Genomic DNA, 22,309 nt, shown 5'->3' with positions numbered 1-22,309 from the left:
GGTCAGGGAGTGGTCGGGGCGCGGAGTTCGAGGGTGGAGGTGACGAGGCCGGCGGGCACGGGGGTGTGCGAGATGAGGAGCACGGCGCGGGAGTCGTCGGCCGCCGCGGCGAGCAGCTGCTCGAGCAGGAGGTCGGCGCGGTCGGGGTCGACGTTGGCGGTGGGCTCGTCGAGCACGAGCACCGGGAAGTCGGCGAGCAGAGCGCGGGCGAGCGCGAGGCGCTGGGCCTGACCGCCGGAGACGAGGGATCCGCGATCCCCCACGCGCGCCGAGAGCCCGCCGCGCTCCCGCACCCAGTCGGCGAGGCCCACGCGGTCGAGCACGTCGAGCAGCTCGCCGTCGGAGGCGGTGTCGCGGGCGAAGAGCAGGTTCTGGCGGATGTCGTCGTCGAAGAGGTAGGGCCGCTGCTCGCAGAGACCGATGACCCGGCGCACCTCCGACTGCGGGTACTGCCGCACGTCGACGCCGTCGAGGAGGAACTCGCCCTCGTGGTCGAGGAAGCGCACGAGCACGTGGGCGAGCGTGGTCTTGCCCGAGCCGCTCGGCCCGCGCACGAGCATCCGATCGCCGGCCCCGAGCTCGAGCGACACGGGCCCGAGCGCCACGGGCGCCCCCTCCCCCGGCCACCGAGCGGTCACCCCCCGCAGCGACACCCGCACCCCGCGCCCCCGGGCCGAGCCCGCGGAGGTGGGAGTGGAGGAGGCCGAGCCCGCGGAGGTGGGGGTGGAGGTGGCCGAGCCCGCGGAGGTGGGGGTGGAGGTGGCCGCGCCCGCGGAGGTGGGGGTGGAGGTGGCCGCACCCGCGGAAGTGGAGGTGGCCGCGGAGGTGGCACCACCAGGGAAGGGCGTGAGGGTGGGGGGTGGGTCGACGGGGATTCCGCGGGGGACCTCGTCGGGCACGACGGTGGCGATGCGGGTGGCGCTCGCGGCGACCTGGCGCCAGGCGCCGAGGGCGAGCGGCACCATGGCGAAGACCTCGAAGACGGCGAGCGGCACGAGGGCGATCACGGCGAGCGCCGGCCCGTCGAAACCACCGCTGCCGAGCTGCGGGATGCCCACGACGAGCGCGAGCACCGTGACGACCCCCGAGACAGAGGCCACGAGGGCCGCGGTGACACTAGATCCCGCCGCCCGACGCACGAGCGCGCGGGTGAGCGACTCGTCGCGTCGAGCGAGCTCGGCCCGGTGCGACGAGTCGGCCCCGTAGGCGACGAGCAGGTCGAGGTTCTCGAGGTGGTCGGCGAGCTCGGCCTGGTAGTCGCCGCGGAGTCCGGCCACCGCGCGCTCCTGCCGCGCAGACACCACCGCGTTCACCGCGGTGCCGAGAACCCCCGCCAGCACGAGCCCGGCGAGCAGGATGATCCCCGCCGAGGGCAGCAGCAGCCACACCACCACGACCGCAGCCACCGCCGTGAGGCCCGACACCACGAGCGGCGAGACCACCCGCAGCGGCAGGTTCTGCTGCTCGTCGACATCCGACACCAGACGGCTCAGCAGGTCACCGCGCCGACTGCGACCGAGGCCGTCGGGCGAGACGGGCACGAGCCGCTCGTACACCCCCACACGAAGCTCCGGCATGGTGGCGAACGCCGCATCGTGCGCGAACAACCGCTCCACATAGCGGAACGCCGCTCGCCCGAGGGCGAACGCCCGCACTCCCACCATGGCCATCGAGAGGTACAGGATGGGCGGCTGCTCGGCCGCCCGCGTGATGAGGTACGCCGAAGTGGCAAGCAGCGCCACGGCGCAGAGCGCACTCAGCAGCCCGAACACGATGCCGGGCAGGAACCGCCGCAGCCGCGGCTGCGCGAGCCGCAGCACCTCCGCCCGCCTCACGACACACCCCCGGCCACTGGCACGCCGAACCGCAGCTCGTGGTCGGCGGCCTCGATGACCGCACGACGGTGGCTCACCACCACGACGGCCCGCCCCTCGGCGGCGAGCGCCCGGAGGCACCGGATTACCGCGTGCTCCGTCTCGGCGTCGAGCGCCGACGTCGGCTCGTCGAAGACCACCACCCGGCAGTCGAGGCGCCGAGCCCGGTAGACGGCGCGCGCACTCGCCACGCGCTGCGCCTGCCCGCCCGAGAGCCCCTCGCCGCGCGCATCGATCACGCCGTCGAGCGGGATGCCCTCGGCCCCCGCGAGATCGAGTGCCGCACGAGCGCGCTCCGGATCGGGCTCCGCGTCGCCGAGCGCGACGTTGCCGAGCACGGTTCCCGAGACGAGGGTCGAGCGCTGCCCGGCCCACGAGATCCACGCGCGGGGTGCCGGTGCGTCGGTGACATCGGCGCCGTCGACCTCGATGCGCCCGCTCGCCGCCTCCGCGAAGCCGAGCAGCGCGGCCACGAACGACGACTTGCCGCTGCCGCTCGGCCCGGTGACCGCCGTCACGCTCCCGGCGGGCACACGCGCGTCGAGCCCCTCGAACGCCACCGCCTCGCCGTACCGCACACCGAGCCCCGAGACCGTGAGCCCGCCGGAATCCACATCGACGGCGCGGCCGGTGACCGCCTTCTGGTCGGCGTGGGTCTCCCGGATGGGACTACCGGCTCCCGCATCCAGGATCTCGAACACCTCGGTCGACGCCGCCACCCCATCCGCCGCCGCATGGAACTGCGCCCCCACATTCCGCAGCGGCAGAAAAGCCTCAGGCGCGAGCAGCAGTACGAACAGCCCGACACCGAGCCCCAGCGATCCCTCGATCAAGCGGATGCCCACCGACACCGCCACGAGCGCCACCGACAGGCTCGCGGCGAGCTCGAGCGCGAATCCGCTGAGGAACGACACCCGCAGCACCTTCATGGTCTGCCCCCGGTACTCCTCGGTGACGGCGCGGATGCGGGCACCCTGCCGCCCCTCGCGCCCGTAGATCTTGAGCGTCGACAGCCCGCCCACCACGTCGAGGAACGCCGTCGACAGCCGCGAGAGCTTCTGCCACTGCTTCTCCTGCACCGAGCGAGTGGCCCAGCCGATGAGGATCATGAACACGGGGATGATCGGCAGCGTGAGCGCCACGATGACCCCCGAGATCCAGTCCTGCCACCAGATCACCACGACGAGCACGGGCGTGGCGATCGCCGTGAGGATGAGCTGAGGCAGGTACTTGGAGAAGTAGGTGTCGAGCGCGTCGAGCCCGGGCCCCACCGTCACCCCCACGGCCGTGGCGCTGCGGGCACCGAGCCAGCCGGGCCCGAGCGCCGAGACCGCCGAGAGCACGCGCTGCCTCAGCTCGCTCTTCACCACGGCGGCCCCTCGGGCGGCGTTGACATCCGCGGCCCACCCCACCACGAACCGCACGAGCACGACGCCCGCGAGGGTGAGCAGCAGCGGGGCGAGCGCCGACAGGGGCACGGCGTCGATCGCCTGCACGATCACCTGGGTCACGCAGTACGAGAACGCCACCACCGCAGCGGTCTGCAGCACCGCCAGCACACCGCCTGCGGCGAAGAACGCCCGGGCGGAGGCGGCGTACCTCAGGAGCCTGGGATCGACGGGACGCACCGTTCTAGTGTGCGGCCTCGACCGGGATGTGCGCGCGCGTCACGCGCTTGCGGAAGACCCAGTAGGTGAATCCCTGGTAGGCGAGGATGAGCGGCAGGAAGATCAGCGCGACCCAGCTCATGATCTGCAGGGTGTACTCCGACGACGAGGCGTTCACGATGGTGAGGCTGTTCGCGGGGTCGTTCGACGCGGGCATGACGTCGGGGAAGAGCGCGAAGAACAGGCTCGCCACCGCGAGTCCGATGGTGGCGGCCATGAAGGCGAAGGCCACCCCCTCCCGACGCCGCAGGTTGGCGAGGAACCCGGCCACGAGCGCCACGGCCGCGGCCACCGAGAGCAGGATCGACGCGGGAGTGCCGAAGGCCACCGAGGTCCAGCCGAGGAAGACGGCGGCCACCACGATGGTGACCGCGCCGGCCCGCACGGCCAGCCGGCGGGCGCGCTCGCGGATCTCGCCATCGGTCTTGAGCGAGACGAACACCACGCCGTGGGTGAAGAACAGCAGCAGCGTGGTGAGGCCGCCGAGCAGGGCGTAGGGGTTCAGCAGGTCGAAGACCGTGCCGGTGTAGTCGTGGTTGGCATCGAGCGCCACCCCGGCGACGATGTTCGAGAACGCCACGCCCCAGAGGAACGCGGGCACCGCGGAGCCGATCACGATCATGCGGTCGAAGCGCTTCTTCCACACCATCTCGGGCCGCTGGTGCCGGTACTCGAACGAGACGCCGCGCAGGATGAGGGCCAGCAGGATGAGCAGGAGCGGCAGGTAGAAGCCGCTGAAGAGCGTGGCGTACCACTCGGGGAAGGCTGCGAAGAGGGCGGCACCCGCCACGATCACCCAGGTCTCGTTAAGATCCCAGATCGGCCCGATCGTGTTGATCAGCACGCGCCGATCCGTGTCGTCCTTGCTGAGGAAGGGCAGCGACATGCCCACGCCGAAGTCGAAGCCGTCGAGCACGAAGTAGCCCACGAAGAGGAAGCCGACGATGCAGAACCACAGGATTGTCAGGTCCATGAGCGTCTCCTAGTAGACCGTCGTCTGGTGCTGGAGCTCCCCGGTCACGGGATCCTCCTCTGGTGCGTCATCCGGGCCCTTCTGGATGGCCTTCTTGATGAGCTTGAACTCCACCACGGCGAGGGTGCCGTAGATGAGGGTGAACGCGATGAGCGAGATGAGCACCTCGACGCCGGTGACACCGGGCGAGACCGCGTCCTCGGTCTTCAGCAGACCGAACACGATCCACGGCTGCCTGCCCATCTCGGTGAAGATCCAGCCGACGATCATGGCGCCGAGCGAGAGCGGGAACGCCCACACGGCGACCCTCCACATCCAGCGCCAGCGCGGGCTCCGCCCCTTGCGGGTGAGCCAGAGGCCCACGACGGCGATCATGACGTGCATCATGCCGAGCCCGATCATCCAGCGGAACGACCAGTAGGTGATCCAGATCGTGGGCGAGTAGTCGCCGGGGCCGTACAGCTGCACGTACTGCTCCTGCAGGTTGTTGATGCCCTCCACGGTGCCGTCGAAGGTGTGCGTGGAGAGGAACGACAGCAGGTACGGGATGCGGATGGAGAAGAGCTCGTGCACGCCGTCGGGGGTGCCGAGCGTGAACACCGAGAACGACGCGTTGGCCCCGGTGGCCGTGTGGTAGAGCGCCTCCGCCGCCGCCATCTTCATGGGCTGGGTCTCGACCATCGCGAGCCCGAGCTGGTCGCCGGTGAGCACGGTGAGCGCACCGGCGCCCACCATCAGCCACAGGCCGAACTTGAGCGCCGGCCGCATGGTCTCGAGGTGCTGGTTGCGGTAGAGGTGCCAGGCGGCCGCGGCGATGATGAGGCCCGCCGTCACCATGAAGCACGCGAAGATCGTGTGCGGGAAGGCCGCGAGCGCCACCTTGTTGGTGAGCAGCTCCCAGATGTTCGTGAGCTCGGCGCGCCCCTTCTCCTCGTTGATGCGGAACGCCACCGGGTTCTGCATGAACGAGTTGGCGGCGATGATGAAGTAGGCCGAGAGGATGCTGCCCACCGTGGCCGCCCAGATGCTCGCGAGGTGCAGCTTCTTGGGCAGCTTGTCCCAGCCGAAGATCCACAGCCCGATGAACGTGGCCTCGAGGAAGAACGCGAGCAGGCCCTCGAGGGCGAGCGGGGCGCCGAACACGTCGCCCACGAACCGCGAGTAGTCCGACCAGTTCATGCCGAACTGGAACTCCTGCACGATGCCCGTCACCACGCCCATGGCGAAGTTGATGAGGAAGATCTTGCCGAAGAACCTCGTGAGCTGCAGGTAGTGCAGCTTTCCGGTGCGCACCCAGGCCGTCTGGAAGATCGCCACCGTGGTGACGAGCCCGATCGTGAGGGGCACGAAGAGGAAGTGGTAGATGGTGGTGAGACCGAATTGCCACCGTGACAGCAGCAGGGGGTCGAGGAACTCGTTCACGCGGAACTCCTTGTGGGAAACGGGGCCACGCTGCCATCGCGGGGGTGTGCGATGCCTCCATCCTAGCTGCTTGTATACAAGCGATCCGGCCATTCAGCGAATGTCATAGGGCACACGCTAGGCTTCTGCGCATGCACTGTGGAATACATCCATGAACGAGGTCCTGTCCTGGATCCTGGATACCGTCTCGTCGGTGGATCCGCTGGTCAGAACCGCATTGGCGGGCGTCGCCATGCTTCTCGAGACGAGCGTGCTCGTGGGTCTCGTGGTGCCGGGCGACACCGTGGTGATCGTCTCGTCGACCGCCGTGTCGACACCACTTGAATACATGTCCCTGGTGGCCGTGGTGATCGTCGGATCCCTCAGCGGCGAGAGCATCGGCTTCGCCCTGGGGCGGTTCTTCGGGCCGCGACTGCGTGCCTCGAGGCTCGGCAGGCGCATCGGTGAGAAGAACTGGGTGAGGGCTGAGAACTACCTCGCCCGGCGCGGCGGCATCGCCGTGTTCCTCTCCCGCTTCCTGCCCGTGCTGCACTCCCTCATCCCGCTCACGGTGGGCATGAGCCCCATGCGCTACCGCCAGTTCATGGCCTGGACGGTGCCGGCCTGCGTGCTCTGGGCGTTCGCCTACGTCTCGGTCGGCACGTTCGCCGCGGGCGGCTACCGCGAGCTCGCCGACGAGCTGCACTGGGCCGGCTACGTCTTCGTGGGCGTGATCGTGCTGTTCGCGGTGCTCGTGATCGTGGTCAAGAAGGTGCTCAACCGCCTCGAGCAACGGCACATGGAAGAGGCCCCGCCCTCCTCGGCCGAAGCGGAGGAGGGCGAGGCCCCGAGGGAGTGACGGCGGTCTAGAAGAGCGCCACCTTCTCGAGCCAGTTCGTGGCGATCGTGTCGGCGGACTCCTGGTCGTTCACGCTCTGCGAGTTGAGGTCGACGAGGTCCTCGGCGGTGAGCGCCGCACTGACCTTGTTGATGACCTCGGTGACCTCGGGGGTCGCCGCGTCGGTGTTGATCAGGGGCACGACGTTGGAGGCGAGGAAGAGGCCCTCGGGGTCCTCGAGCGTCACGAGGTCGTTCGTCTTGATGTTCGGGTCGGCCGAGTAGATGTTCACGAGCTGCACCTGGTCGTCCTTCAGTGCCTGGATCGTGAGCGGTCCGCCCGAGTCCTCGATGGGCGTGAAGCCGACCGTGACGCCGTAGGTGCTCTGGAGGCCCTCGGGTCCGTAGGGGCGCGTCTCGAGCTCGGAGTTGCCGCCGAGGGTGAGCGGCGTGGTCACGGAGGCCAGGTCGGCCAGGCTCGTGACGCTGTTCGCCTCGGAGAACTCCTTCGTGACGTTGTAGGAGTCCTGGTCGGTCGCGGGCGACTGGTCGAGCACCTCGAGGCCCTCGGGGAGGGCGCCGGCGAGCTCGGCGTAGACGTCGTCGCTCGTCTTGGCGGTGGTCTCGGCGTCGTAGTACTGCAGCAGGTTGCCGGTGTACTCCGGGAACAGCTGCACCTCTCCGCTCTCGAGGGCGGGGAGGTAGGCGTCGCGCTGGCCGATGTTGAACTGACGCGTCACCTCGATGTCGTTCGCCTCGAGCGCCTGGGCGTAGATCTCGGCGATGATCTCGTTGGAGTAGTACGCCTGCGAGCCGATGACGATCGGGCCGCCCTCGCTCGCGCCGGCGCCGGACGTCGACGAGGTGTCGAGAGGATCGCTCGACGCACACCCTGCCAGTGCCACTGCCGCACTGACCGCGACTAGCCCAACGACGAGCCGGCCTTTCCTGATTGCTGTGAACATGTGATTCATTTCCCTTCTCGGATGGGAGTTCCCATCGCCGCACGAACCGGAGTCGTGCGGACTTCCTTGAGCTCCCTGGCCACGACGCCACGGGGAACCACGAGCTTCTGCAGGAGGGCGAACACGCCCTCCAATGCGAGCGCGAGGAGCGTGACGAGGATCGACGCCCCCAGCATCTGCGAGTAGTCGCGCGTCGCCACCCCGGCGAAGATGAACGCGCCGAGGGCGCCGCCGCTCACGTAAGCCGCCAGGGTCGCGGTCGCCACGACCTGCAGCAGAGCGGAGCGCAGACCGCCGATGAGCAGCGGGAGGCCGAGGGGCACCTCGACCTTGCGCACAATCTGGCCCTCGGTCATCCCCACCGCGCGGGCCGCGTCGATCGTCCTGCGGTCGACGGCCTCGAAGCCGGCGTAGGCCCCGGCGAGGATGGGTGGGATGGCGATCACCACGAAGGTGAGGAGGGGTGCGCGGAAGCCGATCCCGAGACCCAGGCCCAGCAGGATCAGCACACCGAGGCTCGGCAGGGCCCGGAAACCGCCGGAGAGCGAGACCGCCACGTCCCGACCCCGACCGGTGTGCCCCACGAGATAGCCGAGGGGCACCGCGATCACGGCCGCGATGGCGACGGCACCGAAGGTGTACGCCAGCTGCTCGCCGAGCCGGGCGAACCACCCGGTCGGCCCGGTCTGGTTGGCGGGATCGAGGATCCAGGCGATGCCCTCGAGGAGGAGGTTCACGAGCCGCCTCCGGTGAGCACGGCCACACGGGTCTTGGCGATCGCCTTGGCGCGCGGCGCCGCATCCTTGCGATTCCACGGCAGCACGAGGCGCCCGAGCAGCACGAGCACGAGGTCGAACACCACGGCGATCAGGAGCACGGCGATGATGCCGCTCAGCACCTCGGCCGGGATGTTGCGCTGGAAGCCGTTGATGAAGAGGTAGCCGAGGCTCGTGACCCCCACCACCGAGCCGATCGTGGCGAGGCTCACCGTGCTGGCCGACACCACACGGAGGCCCGCGAGCAGCACCGGGCCCGAGAGCGGCAGCTCGACCCTCCAGAACCGCTGCCAGCCCGAGTACCCCATGGCGGAGGCGGCCTGCAGCACGTCCTTGTCGACCGAGGCGAGACCGTCGGCCGCCGTGCGCACCATGAGAGCCACGGCGTAGATGGTGAGCGCGACGGTGACGTTCACGGAGGAGAGCAGGGGGGTGCCGAGGATGAGCGGCATGAAGATGAAGAGCGGCAGCGACGGGATCGTGTAGAGCAGTCCGAGCACCACGAGGATGGTGCCGCGGGTGAGCCGGAAGCGGTTCGCGACCCACGCGATCGGCACCGAGATGACGAAGCCGAGCACGATCGGCAGCGCGCTCAGAGAGATGTGCGCGAGGGTCAGCTCCCAGATGAGACCGAGGTTCGAGGTGACCCAGTTCACGACTGGAGGACCCCCGTGGGTGTGCCGTTCTCGTCGACCACCACGTCGCGGTCGCCCACCCGCTGGATCCGCAGGGCCCGCTTGCCGCGGTCGGCGCCCACGAACGAGGCCACGAAGTCGTCGGCCGGGTGCGCGAGGATCTCGGCGGGCGATCCGACCTGCGCGATGTGGCCGCCCTTCTGCAGGATGACCACCTGGTGCCCGAGCAGGAAGGCCTCGTCGATGTCGTGGGTCACGAAGACGACCGTCTTGCCGAGCCCTTCCTGCAGGCGGATGGTCTCCTGCTGCAGCTCGGCACGCACGATCGGGTCGACGGCGCCGAAGGGCTCGTCCATGAGCAGGATGTTCGGGTCGGCCGCGAGCCCGCGGGCCACGCCCACACGCTGCTGCTGGCCGCCGGAGAGCTGGCGCGGGTACTTGGAGGCCAGGGAGCGGTCGAGCCCGACGGTGTCGAGGAGATCGAGGGCCTGCTCCCTCGCCTCGGACTTGGAGACGCCGTTGAGCAGCGGCACGGTCGCGACGTTGTCGATGACCTTGCGGTGCGGGAGCAGACCGGAGTTCTGCATGACGTAGCCGATGCGGCGGCGGAGCTTCACGGGCTCGAGGGTGCCCGTGTCCTCCCCGTCGATGAGGATGCTGCCCGAGGTCGGGTCGATCATGCGGTTGATCATCCGGAGCAGAGTGGTCTTGCCGCAGCCGGACGAGCCGACGAGCACGGTGGTCTTCCGCGGAGGGATGACGAGATCGAAGGAATCGACCGCGACCGTGCCATCCGGGAACTTCTTGGTCACCGAACGGAACTCGATCATGGTGCCGCCCTAACGTTCATCGGATCGCGGACTGCAACCCTCTTGACAACCCAAACATCACTCGGGTGAAACGCAAACCCCTGTGACAGAAGACGTCACATTGGCGAAGGCAGGCTCAGGCCGCGACAGGCGCCTCGGCCAGGTAGCCGGTCACCACGGCGCGGCAGGCGGCGATGGCCTTCTCGTCACCCGCGGGATCGATGACGAAAGCGCGCACGAGGAGCGCATCGAGTGCGGTCAGCGCGATGTCGAAGCGCTCCGAGAGCGAACCGTCGTCGGTCACGTCGAGCTCGGCCGCCACGATGCCGGCCAACGGGCCCGCGATGCGGGCGGCGGCCGCCGTGCTGCCGTCGACCGCCGGAAGGGCGATCTGGTCGCTCAGGCGGATGGAGGTGAAGCCGGGCTCCTCGCGGTGCATCTCGACGGCCGAGTCGATGAGCACGGTGAAGACGTCGTCGACCGTGGTGGGCGGCTGCTCCTCGAGCTTCTCGACGCTCCGGCGGAGGAAGCGCTCGAAGCCGCGGAGTCCCATGGCCGCGAGCACCGCGATGCGGTCGGGGAAGTAGCGGTAGACGGTGCCGATCGAGGCGCCGGCGCGCTCGGCGACCATGGCGGTCGTGAGGCGCTCGATGCCGACCTCGGCCACCACGGCGGATGCGGCGTCGAGCAGGGCGTCGATGCGCTCGCTGCTCCTGGCCTGCACAGGCTCGTTGCGCACCTGACCGGTCGACGTCATCGCACCGCTGATGAGCTCGTTGAATGCCACTTCAGACCGTTCCTTCCGCAGGTTCCCGTTAACATGAGTGTAGTTCGGTCTTCCCTGAACCAGCACCAGAACGGCGCGACCGCGCGCTCCACCTCAGGTCGTGACAGACTGAGGTCGTGCCAAAACTCTCCGCCGCGGCACCCCGCCTGCACCGCGCCGCTCGTATCGATGACGCCATCCACGACTTCCGCGAGAAGTGGGTGAGGCGCTGGGGCCATCTGCCCACGGTCATCCCTTACGCGGGCTACGGCAGCACCACGCGCATCCGTGTGCTCGGTCGAGTGCTGCTCACGAAGCCCCCGAAAGAGGGCGAGTCGACGAGCAGCATGCTGCGCCGCGAGGAGCGCGTGCGAGGCTGGCGCAGCTTCACGAGCGTGCCCGTCGGCGACGTCGAGGTGACCATCGAGATCGAGGGCATCGAGCGCAAGGTACGGGCCGACAGGGGCGGGGTGGTCGACACCTCAGTCGACGTCGACCTCGAGCCGGGCTGGCACACCATCACGATGCGCACCCACGAGTCGGATGCGGTGGAGGCGCCGGTCTACATCGTCCCCGCCGACACGACCTTCGGCGTGGTCTGCGACATCGACGACACCGTCATGGTCACGGCCCTCCCGCGGCCCTTCCTCGCGTTCTGGAACACGTTCGTGCTCGACGTGCACGCGCGCACCCCGACGCCGGGAATGGCGGTCTTCCTCGAGCGGCTCATGGCCGATCATCCGGGAGCACCCTTCATCTACCTCTCCACGGGTGCCTGGAACGTGGCGCCCACCCTCACCCGGTTCCTCTCGCGCAACCTCTACCCGCGGGGGCCGCTGCTGCTCACCGACTGGGGCCCCACGCACGACCGCTTCTTCCGCAACGGCCGGGAGCACAAGGAGAAGAACCTGCGCCGGCTGGCGGAGGAGTTCCCCGACATCCGCTGGGTGCTCATCGGCGACGACGGGCAGCACGACGAGGAGATCTACGGCGAGTTCGCCGTCGAGAAGCCCGACAGCGTGCGGGCCATCGCCATCCGTCAGCTCTCACCGAGCGAGGCCGTGCTGGCCGGTGGTCGCTCCAAGTCGGAGCAGGCGGCGGCCGCCTCCCTCGCCCCGCGCGTCTACGCCCCCGACGGCGCAGGCCTCGCCGAGAAGCTCGACAACCTCTAGCCGCTACTTGCCCGCGTGGGCTTCCAAGAACTGGAAGACCTCGTTCTCGTCGACCCCCGGGAACTTGCCTGAGGGCAGCGGCGAGAGGATGTGCGCGTGCAGCTTGGCGCTCGGCCAGGCGCTGTCGCTCCACCGCTCGGCGAGCTCGGTGGCGGGCTTGCGGCAGCACGACTCGTCGGGGCAGTAGGAGCGCTGGCGCATCTGGGTGTCGCGGCCGCGGAACCACTTCGCCTCCGAGAACGGCACCCCGAACGAGATCGAGAACTCCCCCGCGTCGGTCTTGCCCGTCTGGGTGGCGCACCAGAAGGTGCCGCCGGGGGTGTCGGTGTACTGGTAGAACTCGGTCGTGCGATTGGTGCGGCCGAGGGCTCCCCGGGCTGCCCACTTGCGGCAGACCAGCTGACCCTCCACCGCTCCCGTGACGTCGGCGGGCAGCGCGAGGCCGTCGTTCTCGTAGGCCTTGTAGATGGCGCCGTCCTCCCCCACCCGCAAGAAGTGCACCCGCATGTCGAGGTGCACGGTGCTGAGGTTGGTGAGCCGCAGCGCCGCCGCCTCGTGGGTGACCCCGAAGGCGTCGCGGAAGTCCTCGACCGAGAGGTCCTTGCGCTGCTTCGCCGCCTGCAGGAACGCCGCCGAGGCGGTCTCGGGCATGAGGCACGCTGCGGCGAAGTAGTTGATCTCGAGCCGCTGCTGCAGGAACTCGGCGTAGCTCGAGGGCGGTGTGTGCCCGAGCAGCCGGTGCGCCATCGCCTGCAGCGCCATCGACCGCAGGCCGTGACCGCCGGGGATGGAGGCCGGCGGCAGGTAGATCCGCCCGTTCGCGAGATCGGTGACCGAGCGCGCGGAGTGCGGCAGGTCGTCGACGTAGATGAGGGTGAAGCCGAGCTTCTCGGCCAGCAGGGAGACGCTGCGGTGGGTGAGTGCGCCCGAGGTGTGGCCCACCGTGGCGAGCGTCTCCTCGGCGAGCTGCTCGAGCTCGGGCAGATGGTTGCTGCGAGCGCGCATGGCGAGCCGGTTCTCGGTGTTGGCTCTGCGCGCCTCCTCGGGGGTGGCGATCGACTCGCTCGCGCGGCGGCGCAGCTCCCGGTGCAGCCCAACGAGCGATTCGAGCGTCTCGAGGGGCAGCGAGCGGCTGGCGGGCACGGACGGCAAGCCGAGCGAGGCGTAGAGCGGGCCCTGCTGCGCCTTCGCCAGCTCGATCTCGAGCGCCGTGCGCGCATCCGGTGCCTCGTCGCTCAGCAGATCGGGCACGGGCACCGAGAGCGCTGTGGAGATCGACTGCAGCAGCGACAGCTTGGGCTCGCGGCGCCCGTTCTCGATGAGCGACAGCTGGCTGCCCACCACCCCGACCTTCGCCCCCAGCTGGTCGAGGGTCAGCCCGTGCAGCTTGCGATGGTGACGGATGCGCCGCCCGAGGGTGATGAGGTCACTGCTCTCCGCCATCTTCATCTCCTGTCAAGAAACGTACTTCTTTCCGTCAATATATCCGGAATGGACCCGAATCCTCATCAATAGTGGAAGAACAGGCACGCGAGTGAAGAGAAGAAGGTCAACGATGAGCATCCTCGAGACGAGCAGCATGGTCGATGTCGACGGACCCAGCCGCAACACGGCGGTCAACGAGTGGGTGCGCGACATCGCACGCCTCACCCAGCCCGACCGCATCGTGTGGTGCGACGGATCCACACGCGAGTGGGACGACCTCACCAAGATGATGGTCGCCCAGGGCACCCTCATCCGCCTCAACCCCGAGTGGCGGCCGAACAGCTTCCTCGCCCGCAGCGACCCGGCCGACGTGGCGCGCGTCGAGGACCGCACCTTCATCTGCTCCGAGAACGAGGCGGATGCCGGCCCCACCAACAACTGGCGCAGCCCCTTCGCCATGCGCGAGGAGCTCGACACCCTCTTCGCCGGCAGCATGCGCGGCCGCACCATGTACGTGGTGCCGTTCTCGATGGGCCCCTCCGGCGGGCCGATCTCGCAGCTCGGCGTGCAGGTCACCGATTCCCCCTACGTCGTGGTGAGCATGCAGCTCATGACGCGCATGGGATCCGCCGCCCTCGACCTCATCGAGGAGGAGACGCCGTGGGTGCCCGCCGTGCACTCCGTCGGCGCTCCCCTCGTGGATGCCGACGGCACGCGTCGGGCCGACGTGGCCTGGCCGCACAACCCCACGAAGTACATCAGCCACTTCCCGGAGACCCGCGAGATCTGGTCGTTCGGCTCGGGCTACGGCGGGAACGCGCTGCTCGGCAAGAAGTGCTTCGCACTGCGCATCGCCTCGGTGATGGCCCGCGACGAGGGCTGGCTGGCCGAGCACATGCTCATCATCAAGATCACCTCGCCCGCCGGCAAGGTCTACCACGTGGCCGCCGCCTTCCCCTCCGCCTGCGGCAAGACGAACCTGGCCATGCTCGACTCCTCCGTGCCCGGCTGGAAGGTCGAGACCATCGGCGACGACATCGCCTGGATGCGTCAGGGCGCCGACGGCAAGCTCCGCGCCATCAACCCCGAGCGCGGCTTCTTCGGAGTGGCTCCCGGCACGGGGATCACCACGAACCCCACCGCGGTCGACACCGTGTGGGGCAACTCGATCTTCACCAACGTGGCGCTGCGCGACGACGGCGACATCTGGTGGGAGGGCCTCACCCCGAAGGCCCCCGCGCACCTCATCGACTGGCAGGGCAACGACTGGACGCCGGCCTCGTCGACGCCCGCCGCGCACCCCAACTCGCGCTTCACGGTGACCGCCGACCAGTGCCCCTCGATCGCCTCCGACTGGGACTCCCCCGACGGTGTGCAGATCGACGCGATCCTCTTCGGCGGACGCCGCCCCTCCACGGTGCCGCTCGTCTCGCAGGCCCGCGACTGGACCCACGGTGTGTTCATGGGAGCCACGATGGCCTCCGAGACCACGGCCGCGGCCGAGGGCGCCGTGGGCCGCCTGCGCCACGATCCGTTCGCCATGCTGCCGTTCTGCGGCTACAACATCACCGACTACTTCGCGCACTGGCTGAAGATCGGCGACTCGCTCGGCGACGACGCGCCCCCGATCTTCTCGGTCAACTGGTTCCGCAAGGATGCTGACGGCCACTTCATCTGGCCCGGCTTCTCCGAGAACTCGCGCGTGATCGAGTGGATCGTGCGCCGTCTAGAGGGTGAGGTCGAGGTCGTCGACACCCCCATCGGCAAGCTCCCCCGGGTGCGCGACTTCAACATGGACGGCCTCGACCTGCCCTACGAGCAGCTGCAGGCGATCCTCGCCGTCGACCGGCCCGCCTGGAACCGCGAGGTCGACGAGGTGGCCCGCTACTTCGACGAGCTCTCCGTCGACGCCGGCCGAGCAGTGCCCGACCGTCTGCTCCGCGAGCTCTCCACCCTGCGCGCCAACATCCGCTGACCGCGCATCCAGACCCCCTCCACGAACGGCCGTCGCCTGCGGGCGGCGGCCGTTCGGTATTCTGGAACGATCACATCGAGGCACCTCACCACTTGACACGGTGCCGCCCATATCGCCAGGAGGTCCCCATGGCCGCGAACGTACCCGACAAGCCCGCCCTCGAAGGTCTCGAGGCCAAGTGGGACGCCGAATGGACCGAGAAGGGCACTTACCTCTTCCCGCGTGAGGGTGCGACCCGCGAGACGGTGTACTCCATCGACACCCCGCCGCCGACCGCCTCCGGTTCGCTGCACATCGGCCACGTGTTCTCCTACACGCACACCGATGTGATCGCCCGCTACCAGCGGATGACCGGCAAGCGCGTGTTCTACCCGATCGGCTGGGACGACAACGGCCTGCCCACCGAGCGCCGGGTGCAGAACTACTACGGCGTGCGCTGCGACCCCACGCTGCCCTACGACCCCGACTTCACGCCGCCGTTCGAGGGCGGCGACAACAAGTCGTCGAAGGCCGCCGACCAGATCCCCATCTCGCGCCGCAACTTCATCGAGCTGTGCGAAGTGCTCACGGTGGAGGACGAGAAGCAGTTCGAGTCGCTCTGGCGCGACCTCGGCCTCTCGGTCGACTGGACCCAGACCTACCGCACCATCTCGCGCGAGTCGCAGGCCGCCTCGCAGCTCGCCTTCCTCCGCAACGTCGAGCGCGGCGAGGCCTACCAGGCCATGGCCCCCACCCTGTGGGACGTGACCTTCCGCACCGCCGTGGCCCAGGCCGAGCTCGAGGACAAGGAGCAGCCGGGTGCGTACCACCGGCTCGAGTTCCACAAGCCGGACGGCCAGGGCGTCTTCATCGAGACGACCCGCCCCGAGCTCCTGCCCGCGTGTGTGGCCCTCGTGGCGCATCCGGACGACGAGCGCTACAAGCCGCTCTTCGGCACGACCGTCACCACCCCCGTCTTCGGTGTGGAGGTGCCCGTGGTGGCCCACCACCTCGCCCAGCCCGACAAGGGCTCCGGCATCGCCATGGTCTGCACGTTCGGTGACCTCAACGACGTGATCTGGTGGCGCGACCTCGATCTGCCCAACCGCGCGATCATCGGGTTCGACGGCCGCGTGGTGAGCGAGGCTCCGGAGGCGATCACCTCCGACGCGGGCCGCGAGGCGTACGCGCAGCTGGCCGGCAAGACCGTGTTCTCGGCCAAGCAGGCCATGGTGGAGCTGCTCCGCGGCACCGGCGAGCTCATCGGCGAGCCCAAGCCCATCACCCACCCCGTGAAGTTCTTCGAGAAGGGCGACCGACCGCTCGAGATCGTCTCGACCCGCCAGTGGTACATCCGCAACGGCGCTCGCGACGAGACGCTGCGCTCGCGCCTGCTCGAGCTCGGTGCGGAGCTCGAGTGGCACCCCGACTTCATGCGTGTGCGCTACGAGAACTGGGTGGGCGGCCTCACGGGCGACTGGCTCATCTCGCGCCAGCGCTTCTTCGGAGTGCCGCTGCCGGTCTGGTACCCGCTCGACGGCGACGGCAACCCCGTGTTCGACCAGCCGATCGTGGCGACCAAGGAGATCCTGCCCGTCGACCCCTCCTCGGATGCCGCTCCCGGCTACGACGAGTCCCAGCGCGGTGTGCCGGGCGGCTTCCAGGGCGAGGTCGACGTGATGGACACCTGGGCCACCTCCTCGCTCACCCCGCAGCTCGCGGGCGGCTGGGAGCGCGACCCCGCGCTCTACGAGACGGTGTTCCCCTTCGACCTGCGCCCTCAGGGTCAGGACATCATCCGCACCTGGCTCTTCTCCACCATGCTGCGCTCCACGCTCGAGACCGACGAGAAGCCGTGGGCGCACGCCGCGCTCTCCGGCTTCATCGTGGACCCCGACCGCAAGAAGATGTCGAAGTCGAAGGGCAACGTGGTGACGCCCGCCGACATCCTGGCCAGCCACGGTTCGGATGCGGTGCGCTACTGGGCCGCCTCGTCTCGCCTCGGCACCGACGCGGCCTTCGACGAGAAGAACCCCACGCAGATCAAGATCGGCCGGCGCCTCGCCATCAAGGTGCTCAATGCGGCGAAGTTCGTCTACGGCTTCGAGCTGCCCTCCGGTTACACCCAGGTCACCGAACCGCTCGATCTCAGCATGCTCACCGAGCTCGACGCCGTGGTCACGGCCGCGACGGCCGCACTCGCGAAGTACGACCACGCGAGGGCGCTCGAGGTGACCGAGACGTTCTTCTGGACCTTCTGCGACGACTACCTCGAGCTCGCCAAGGAGCGCGCCTACCGTGCGGAGTCGGACCCGGCGGGCAAGGCCTCGGCCGTGCTCGCCCTGCAGGCCGCCGTCGACGTGCTGCTGCGCCTCTTCGCGCCCTACCTGCCCTTCGCCACCGAAGAGGTCTGGTCGTGGACCCACGACGGGTCCGTGCACGCCGCGGCCTGGCCCACGTCGGTCGCGTCTGCGCTGCCCGAGGGCGTGACCGCCGAGCTGCCGCAGCACGCCGGCCTGCTGCCCATCGCCTCGCGTGCCCTCGTGGGCATCCGTCGGGCCAAGACCGACGCGAAGGCCTCGCAGCGCACCCCCGTGGCCACCGCCGTGATCGCCGGCCCCGCCGAGGAGATGGCGCTGCTCGAGCTCGCCGCCGCCGACCTGCAGGCCGTCGGCAAGATCGCCGAGCTGTCGTTCGCGGCCGCCGAGGAGCTGGTGGTGCAGGATGTAGTTCTAGCGCCCGAGGAGAAGCCGGAGGCCACAGCATGAGCCAGGAGTCCACCATGCCGATCGAGGTCAGACCGGTTGCAGCGGGAGAGTTCTTCCCCTGGCACGCTGTGTACACGGGCTACGGGGAGTTCTACGAGAACCCGCTGCACGACGAGAAGGCCGTGCTGGTCTGGAGCTGGATCATCGACGACGCCAACGAGCTCGAGTGCCTCGTGGCCGTCGACGAGGAGGGGACCATCGTGGGTCTCGCCCACTTCCGCTCGTTCAGCCGGCCGCTCGACGGATCGAAGGGCATCTACCTCGACGACCTGTTCGTGCTGCCCGAGGCGCGCAAGCAGGGCATCGGTCGTGCCCTCATCGAGGCCGTGGCCGAGGTGGGCCGCCGCCGCCGGGCGAGCGTGCTGCGCTGGGTCACGGCGAAGGACAACGAGGCCGCTCGCGCGCTCTACGACCAGGTCGCCGAGAAGACCAAGTGGGTCACCTACGACAAGGCCCTCTGATGATCCAACTCGGCACACGCTGGCTCGTCGGTGACGAGCCGCCGTCAAAGCTCCCGCAGGTCGTGATCGACGCGGTCTACGAGGTGGAGGGCGAACTCGCCGAGCAGGGTGTCGCCGCCGCCGGCGAGTGGAGCTGGACGCTCACGTGGCTCGAGGGCCGCCCCGTCGTGGAGCTCGACGACGAGACGGTCATCGAGTACGACGCTAGTACTGACGCAGCCGTGATCACGGCTGCGTCTTAGCCGCGCCGCCGCCTCTGCGGCGCGGGCGACATGCGGCGCAACCGCCGGGCGCCGTCGCTTCGCGGCGCCGTCCGGCGGCTGTGCCGCCTTGGGGCCGGGTGGGTGGGGCCCGTTGCGTTGTGTGGTTACTGGAAGCCCTCGGGGTTTCGGGGGGTGTAGGGGGTCTCCAGCGCCGCCAGTTCCTCCGGGGTGAGGGTGAGGTCGAGGCTCGCGATCGCGTCGTCGATGTGGTGCGGCTTGGTGGCTCCCACGATGGGGGCCGTGACCGCCGGCTGCTGACGCACCCACGCGAGGGCCACCTGCGCACGGGGCACGCCGCGCTCGTCGGCGATCCGCCCCACCTCCCCCACGATGGCGCGATCCGCCTGCTCCGCCTGGTTGTACATCGCTTGCGTCACGAGGTCGGTGCCGGTGCGGGCGGTCTCCTCACCCCACGGTCGCGTGAGCCGCCCGCGCGCGAGCGGGCTCCACGGCAGCACCCCCACTCCCTGGTCGAGGGCGAGCGGATGCATCTCCCGCTCCTCCTCGCGCTGCAGCAGGTTGTACTGGTCCTGCATCGAGATGAACCTGGTCCACCCACCGAGGTCGGCCACGTGCTGCATACCGGCGAACTGCCACGCCCACATCGAGGAGGCTCCGATGTACCGCGCCTTGCCCGACTTCACCACGTCGTGCAGCGCCTCCATCGTCTCCTCCACCGGGGTCTCGGGGTCGAAGCGGTGGATCTGGTAGAGGTCGACGTAGTCGGTGCCGAGGCGGCGCAGGCTGTCGTCGATCGCCGTGAGGATGTGCCGGCGCGAGAGCCCGCCGCCGTTGGCCGAGGAGCGCATGGGGAAGAACACCTTCGTGGCGATCTCCACCTCCTCCCGCCGTGCGAGGTCGCCGAGCACGCGCCCGAGGAACTCCTCGCTCGTGCCGTCGGAGTACTGGTCGGCGGTGTCGAACGTGGTGATGCCCGCCTCGAGCGCTCGCTCGTAGAAGGGGCGCGACTCCGCTTCGGGCAGCGACCACTCGTGGGTGCCGCGGCTGGGCTCCCCGTAGCTCATGCAGCCGAGCACGATGGGTGAGATCTTGAGGCCGGATCGGCCGAGACGGACGGGTGTCATGGGTTCATCCTTTCGGGAGTGGTGCCTGTGGAGGAGCGCCGCCAGGGGAAGGCGCTCCAGAGCATGACGATGCCGCCCACCAGGAGGCCCCAGAAGGCGGAGCCGATGCTCGCGATGACGACGCCGGAGGCGGTGACGAGGAACGTGGCGATGGCCGGGATGCGCTGCGCCGGGTTCTCGAGCGCCGAGGCGATCGACGAGACGAGCGCACCGAGCAGGGCGAGCCCGGCCACGGCCGTGATGAGGATGGGCGGGGCCGCCGAGATGAGGGCGGTGGCCGCTCCCGCCGAGAGACCGAGCACGATGAAGAGCACGCCGGAGGTGACCGTGGCGATCCACCGCTTCGAGCGGTCGGGATGCGAGTCGGGGCCGGCCATGAGCGCGGCCGTGATGGCGGCGAGGTTCACGGCGTGGCCCCCGAAGAACGAGCCGACCATGGTGCCGAGGCCCGAGGCGAGCAGGGGCGGGCGCGGCGGCACGTGGTAGCCGAACGTCGACATCACGGCGAAACCGGGAACGTTCTGACCCGCCATGGTCACGATGAACAGCGGCACCCCGAGGCCCACGATCACGAGCGGATCGAAGTGCGGCACCACGAACTCGACCTGCGGAAGGAGGTCGACACCCGCGAGCCCGCCGCCGCCCGTGATGCCGATGCCCACGAGCGCCACCACCATCGCCGCGGGCACGGCCCACCGGGGGGCGAACCGGAACAGCACGAGCCAGGTGAGGATGACGGGCAGCGCGAGCCACGGGATCTCGACCGCCGCCGTGATGGGCGCGAGGCAGATGGGGAACAGGATGCCGGCGAGCATCGCGCTCGCGAGCGGCTTGGGGATGCTCGTGATGGCCCGGCCGAGCGCCGGCCACAGCCCGCAGAGCACGATGAGCGCACCGCACACGAGGAACGCGCCCACGGCCGAGCCGAAGTCGTCGGTGGTGGCCGCCGCCGCGACCAGGAGGGCCGCCCCCGGAGTCGACCACGCGAACGAGATCGGCATCCGGAACCGCCAAGCGAGCAGGATGCAGCACAGCCCGCTCACCACGCACACGGTCAGCAGCCCGCTCGAGGCCTGCTGCTCCGTGGCCCCTACAGCACGCAGCCCCGCCACGACGAGCACGAACGAACTGGCGAACCCGGTGATCGCCGAGACGATGCCCGCCGAGATGGGCTGGATGATGGCTAGGCCGACTTCTCCTCGCGCCGGGCCTTGCGCGGCACGATGATGGGCGCGCCGTTCTCCATGACGGCGGCACGGGTGACGATGACCCCCGCCACCTCGTCTGTGGAGGGCACCTCGAACATGATCGGCCCGAGCACCTCCTCCATGATGGCCCTGAGGCCTCGCGCACCTGTCTGCCTCAGCACGGCGAGATCGGCGATCGCCTCGAGTGCGTCGGTCTCGAACTGCAGGTCGACCCCGTCGAGCTCGAACATGCGCTGGTACTGGCGCACGAGCGCGTTGCGCGGCTCGGTGAGGATCTGCATGAGTGCGGCCTGGTCGAGAGGCGTGACCGTGGTGACCACGGGGAGGCGACCTATGAACTCGGGGATGAGCCCGAACTTGTGCAGGTCCTCCGGCAGCACCTCGCCGAAGAGGTTCGCCTCGGCCTTCTTGCTGTAGAGCGGGGAGTTGAAGCCGATGCCGCGGCGGCCGGCGCGCTGGGAGATGATCTCCTCGAGCCCGGCGAAGGCACCCGCCACGATGAACAGCACGTTCGTGGTGTCGATCTGGATGAACTCCTGGTGCGGGTGCTTGCGCCCGCCCTGCGGGGGAACGCTCGCCACCGTGCCCTCGAGGATCTTGAGCAGCGCCTGCTGCACGCCCTCGCCCGACACGTCGCGCGTGATCGACGGATTCTCGGCCTTGCGGGCGATCTTGTCGACCTCGTCAATGTAGATGATGCCGGTCTCGGCGCGCTTCACGTCGTAGTCGGCGGCCTGGATGAGCTTGAGCAGGATGTTCTCGACGTCTTCGCCCACGTAGCCGGCCTCGGTGAGCGCCGTCGCATCCGCCACCGCGAACGGCACGTTGAGCCGCTTCGCGAGGGTCTGCGCGAGGTAGGTCTTGCCGCAGCCGGTGGGGCCGATGAGCAGGATGTTGCTCTTGGCGATCTCGACCTCGGAGGCCTGGGCCTCGGCCGAGACGATGGCGGTGCGGGCCTTCGTGCGCTTGTAGTGGTTGTAGACGGCCACGCTCAGTGCGCGCTTGGCGGCGTCTTGACCGATGACGTACTCCTCGAGGAAGGAGTAGATCTCTTTCGGCTTGGGCAGCTCGAACTCGCCGGCAGCTTCTTCGCTGGCCTCGGAGAGACGCTCCTCGATGATCTCGTTGCAGAGCTCCACGCACTCGTCGCAGATGTAGACGCCGGGGCCCGCGATGAGCTGCTGCACCTGCTTCTGGCTCTTGCCGCAGAACGAGCACTTGAGCAGATCGGCGCTCTCACCTATGCGTGCCATGCCCTGCCTCCTCAACA

General features: G+C 69.3%; 19 protein-coding genes. 6 read left to right on the top strand and 13 right to left on the bottom strand.

Going from position 1 to position 22,309, the window contains the following annotated elements; translation table 11 throughout:
• Positions 1-2: 2 nt before the first annotated feature.
• The 4 genes from ACEXQC_RS14090 to ACEXQC_RS14075 are packed head-to-tail and all read right to left on the bottom strand — an operon-like array spanning position 3 to position 5,936.
• Positions 3-1,835, bottom strand: a complete 1,833-nt coding sequence (locus tag ACEXQC_RS14090; RefSeq protein WP_374823474.1) for an amino acid ABC transporter ATP-binding/permease protein — start codon at positions 1,833-1,835, stop codon at positions 3-5.
• Positions 1,832-3,502: a thiol reductant ABC exporter subunit CydD gene (gene cydD / locus ACEXQC_RS14085; protein ID WP_374823471.1), complete on the bottom strand. Its 1,671-nt coding sequence runs from the start codon at positions 3,500-3,502 to the stop codon at positions 1,832-1,834. The genes ACEXQC_RS14090 and cydD overlap by 4 nt, the downstream gene beginning before the upstream one ends.
• 4 nt (positions 3,503-3,506) lie before the next feature.
• A complete protein-coding gene (gene cydB, locus ACEXQC_RS14080; protein WP_374823468.1) occupies positions 3,507-4,514 on the bottom strand; it encodes a cytochrome d ubiquinol oxidase subunit II in 1,008 nt (335 codons plus the stop codon).
• Positions 4,515-4,523: 9 nt separating this feature from the next.
• Positions 4,524-5,936 carry a cytochrome ubiquinol oxidase subunit I gene (locus ACEXQC_RS14075; protein ID WP_374823465.1) on the bottom strand — a complete coding sequence of 471 codons (1,413 nt, stop codon included), beginning with the start codon at positions 5,934-5,936 and terminating at the stop codon, positions 4,524-4,526.
• Positions 5,937-6,087: 151 nt separating this feature from the next.
• Between ACEXQC_RS14075 and ACEXQC_RS14070 the strand changes: the two genes are divergently transcribed.
• Positions 6,088-6,774 carry a DedA family protein gene (locus ACEXQC_RS14070; protein WP_374823462.1) on the top strand — a complete coding sequence of 229 codons (687 nt, stop codon included), beginning with the start codon at positions 6,088-6,090 and terminating at the stop codon, positions 6,772-6,774.
• A gap of 7 nt (positions 6,775-6,781) precedes the next feature.
• On the opposite strand, the gene ACEXQC_RS14065 is transcribed toward ACEXQC_RS14070, so the two are convergent.
• From ACEXQC_RS14065 to ACEXQC_RS14045, 5 genes are all read right to left on the bottom strand, one after another.
• The gene (locus ACEXQC_RS14065) at positions 6,782-7,717 is read right to left on the bottom strand and encodes an ABC transporter substrate-binding protein (RefSeq protein WP_374823459.1); all 936 of its coding nucleotides are present in this window, start codon (positions 7,715-7,717) and stop codon (positions 6,782-6,784) included.
• A 5-nt stretch (positions 7,718-7,722) separates the two neighbouring features.
• Positions 7,723-8,454, bottom strand: a complete 732-nt coding sequence (locus tag ACEXQC_RS14060) for an ABC transporter permease (RefSeq protein ID WP_374823457.1) — start codon at positions 8,452-8,454, stop codon at positions 7,723-7,725.
• On the bottom strand, positions 8,451-9,149 hold the full coding sequence (locus ACEXQC_RS14055) for an ABC transporter permease (protein WP_374823454.1): 699 nt from the start codon (positions 9,147-9,149) through the stop codon (positions 8,451-8,453). Before ACEXQC_RS14055 ends, ACEXQC_RS14060 begins: the two co-directional genes overlap by 4 nt.
• Complete coding sequence (locus tag ACEXQC_RS14050) at positions 9,146-9,958, bottom strand: ABC transporter ATP-binding protein (protein WP_374823451.1); 813 nt, start codon at positions 9,956-9,958, stop codon at positions 9,146-9,148. Before ACEXQC_RS14050 ends, ACEXQC_RS14055 begins: the two co-directional genes overlap by 4 nt.
• A 115-nt stretch (positions 9,959-10,073) precedes the next feature.
• Positions 10,074-10,724, bottom strand: coding sequence for a TetR/AcrR family transcriptional regulator (locus ACEXQC_RS14045; protein ID WP_374823448.1), 651 nt, complete (start codon positions 10,722-10,724; stop codon positions 10,074-10,076).
• A gap of 116 nt (positions 10,725-10,840) precedes the next feature.
• On the opposite strand from ACEXQC_RS14045, the gene ACEXQC_RS14040 reads away from it, so the two are divergent.
• On the top strand, positions 10,841-11,875 hold the full coding sequence (locus ACEXQC_RS14040) for an App1 family protein phosphatidate phosphatase (RefSeq protein WP_374823445.1): 1,035 nt from the start codon (positions 10,841-10,843) through the stop codon (positions 11,873-11,875).
• Positions 11,876-11,878: 3 nt separating this feature from the next.
• On the opposite strand, the gene ACEXQC_RS14035 is transcribed toward ACEXQC_RS14040, so the two are convergent.
• Positions 11,879-13,318, bottom strand: a complete 1,440-nt coding sequence (locus tag ACEXQC_RS14035) for a helix-turn-helix domain-containing protein (RefSeq protein WP_374823442.1) — start codon at positions 13,316-13,318, stop codon at positions 11,879-11,881.
• A gap of 112 nt (positions 13,319-13,430) precedes the next feature.
• On the opposite strand from ACEXQC_RS14035, the gene ACEXQC_RS14030 reads away from it, so the two are divergent.
• From ACEXQC_RS14030 to ACEXQC_RS14015, 4 genes are all read left to right on the top strand, one after another.
• The gene (locus ACEXQC_RS14030; protein WP_374823439.1) at positions 13,431-15,275 is read left to right on the top strand and encodes a phosphoenolpyruvate carboxykinase (GTP); all 1,845 of its coding nucleotides are present in this window, start codon (positions 13,431-13,433) and stop codon (positions 15,273-15,275) included.
• Positions 15,276-15,403: 128 nt separating this feature from the next.
• Positions 15,404-18,022 carry a valine--tRNA ligase gene (gene valS / locus ACEXQC_RS14025; RefSeq protein WP_374823436.1) on the top strand — a complete coding sequence of 873 codons (2,619 nt, stop codon included), beginning with the start codon at positions 15,404-15,406 and terminating at the stop codon, positions 18,020-18,022.
• The gene (locus tag ACEXQC_RS14020; protein WP_374823433.1) at positions 18,019-18,483 is read left to right on the top strand and encodes a GNAT family N-acetyltransferase; all 465 of its coding nucleotides are present in this window, start codon (positions 18,019-18,021) and stop codon (positions 18,481-18,483) included. Before valS ends, ACEXQC_RS14020 begins: the two co-directional genes overlap by 4 nt.
• Entirely contained in the window at positions 18,483-18,725 is a 243-nt protein-coding gene (locus ACEXQC_RS14015) for a hypothetical protein (RefSeq protein WP_374823430.1), read from the top strand. Before ACEXQC_RS14020 ends, ACEXQC_RS14015 begins: the two co-directional genes overlap by 1 nt.
• A 125-nt stretch (positions 18,726-18,850) precedes the next feature.
• On the opposite strand, the gene ACEXQC_RS14010 is transcribed toward ACEXQC_RS14015, so the two are convergent.
• From ACEXQC_RS14010 to clpX, 3 genes are read right to left on the bottom strand one after another with little or no spacing between them, the layout of a single operon-like run.
• Positions 18,851-19,831 (bottom strand): aldo/keto reductase, encoded by a 981-nt coding sequence (locus ACEXQC_RS14010; protein WP_374823427.1) that lies wholly within the window; start codon positions 19,829-19,831, stop codon positions 18,851-18,853.
• The gene (locus ACEXQC_RS14005) at positions 19,828-20,988 is read right to left on the bottom strand and encodes a benzoate/H(+) symporter BenE family transporter (RefSeq protein WP_374823664.1); all 1,161 of its coding nucleotides are present in this window, start codon (positions 20,986-20,988) and stop codon (positions 19,828-19,830) included. Before ACEXQC_RS14005 ends, ACEXQC_RS14010 begins: the two co-directional genes overlap by 4 nt.
• A 26-nt stretch (positions 20,989-21,014) precedes the next feature.
• Entirely contained in the window at positions 21,015-22,292 is a 1,278-nt protein-coding gene (gene clpX / locus ACEXQC_RS14000) for an ATP-dependent Clp protease ATP-binding subunit ClpX (protein ID WP_374823424.1), read from the bottom strand.
• Positions 22,293-22,309 lie beyond the last annotated feature (17 nt).

The organism is Herbiconiux liukaitaii, from assembly GCF_041927495.1.
Taxonomy (GTDB): Bacteria; Actinomycetota; Actinomycetes; order Actinomycetales; family Microbacteriaceae; genus Herbiconiux; species Herbiconiux liukaitaii.
Note: the sequence above shows the minus strand (reverse complement) of the source record. Positions and strands in the feature narration are given on the sequence as shown.

Bases quoted from the DNA above. Each gene is read 5' to 3' on its own strand.
- cydB (WP_374823468.1), bottom strand. From the start codon at position 4,514: ATGGACCTGACAATCCTGTGGTTCTGCATCGTCGGCTTCCTCTTCGTG.
- ACEXQC_RS14070 (WP_374823462.1), top strand. From the start codon at position 6,088: ATGAACGAGGTCCTGTCCTGGATCCTGGATACCGTCTCGTCGGTGGAT.
- ACEXQC_RS14065 (WP_374823459.1), bottom strand. From the start codon at position 7,717: ATGTTCACAGCAATCAGGAAAGGCCGGCTCGTCGTTGGGCTAGTCGCG.
- ACEXQC_RS14050 (WP_374823451.1), bottom strand. From the start codon at position 9,958: ATGATCGAGTTCCGTTCGGTGACCAAGAAGTTCCCGGATGGCACGGTC.
- ACEXQC_RS14035 (WP_374823442.1), bottom strand. From the start codon at position 13,318: ATGGCGGAGAGCAGTGACCTCATCACCCTCGGGCGGCGCATCCGTCAC.
- ACEXQC_RS14030 (WP_374823439.1), top strand. From the start codon at position 13,431: ATGAGCATCCTCGAGACGAGCAGCATGGTCGATGTCGACGGACCCAGC.
- valS (WP_374823436.1), top strand. From the start codon at position 15,404: ATGGCCGCGAACGTACCCGACAAGCCCGCCCTCGAAGGTCTCGAGGCC.
- ACEXQC_RS14020 (WP_374823433.1), top strand. From the start codon at position 18,019: ATGAGCCAGGAGTCCACCATGCCGATCGAGGTCAGACCGGTTGCAGCG.
- ACEXQC_RS14015 (WP_374823430.1), top strand. From the start codon at position 18,483: ATGATCCAACTCGGCACACGCTGGCTCGTCGGTGACGAGCCGCCGTCA.
- ACEXQC_RS14010 (WP_374823427.1), bottom strand. From the start codon at position 19,831: ATGACACCCGTCCGTCTCGGCCGATCCGGCCTCAAGATCTCACCCATC.
- clpX (WP_374823424.1), bottom strand. From the start codon at position 22,292: ATGGCACGCATAGGTGAGAGCGCCGATCTGCTCAAGTGCTCGTTCTGC.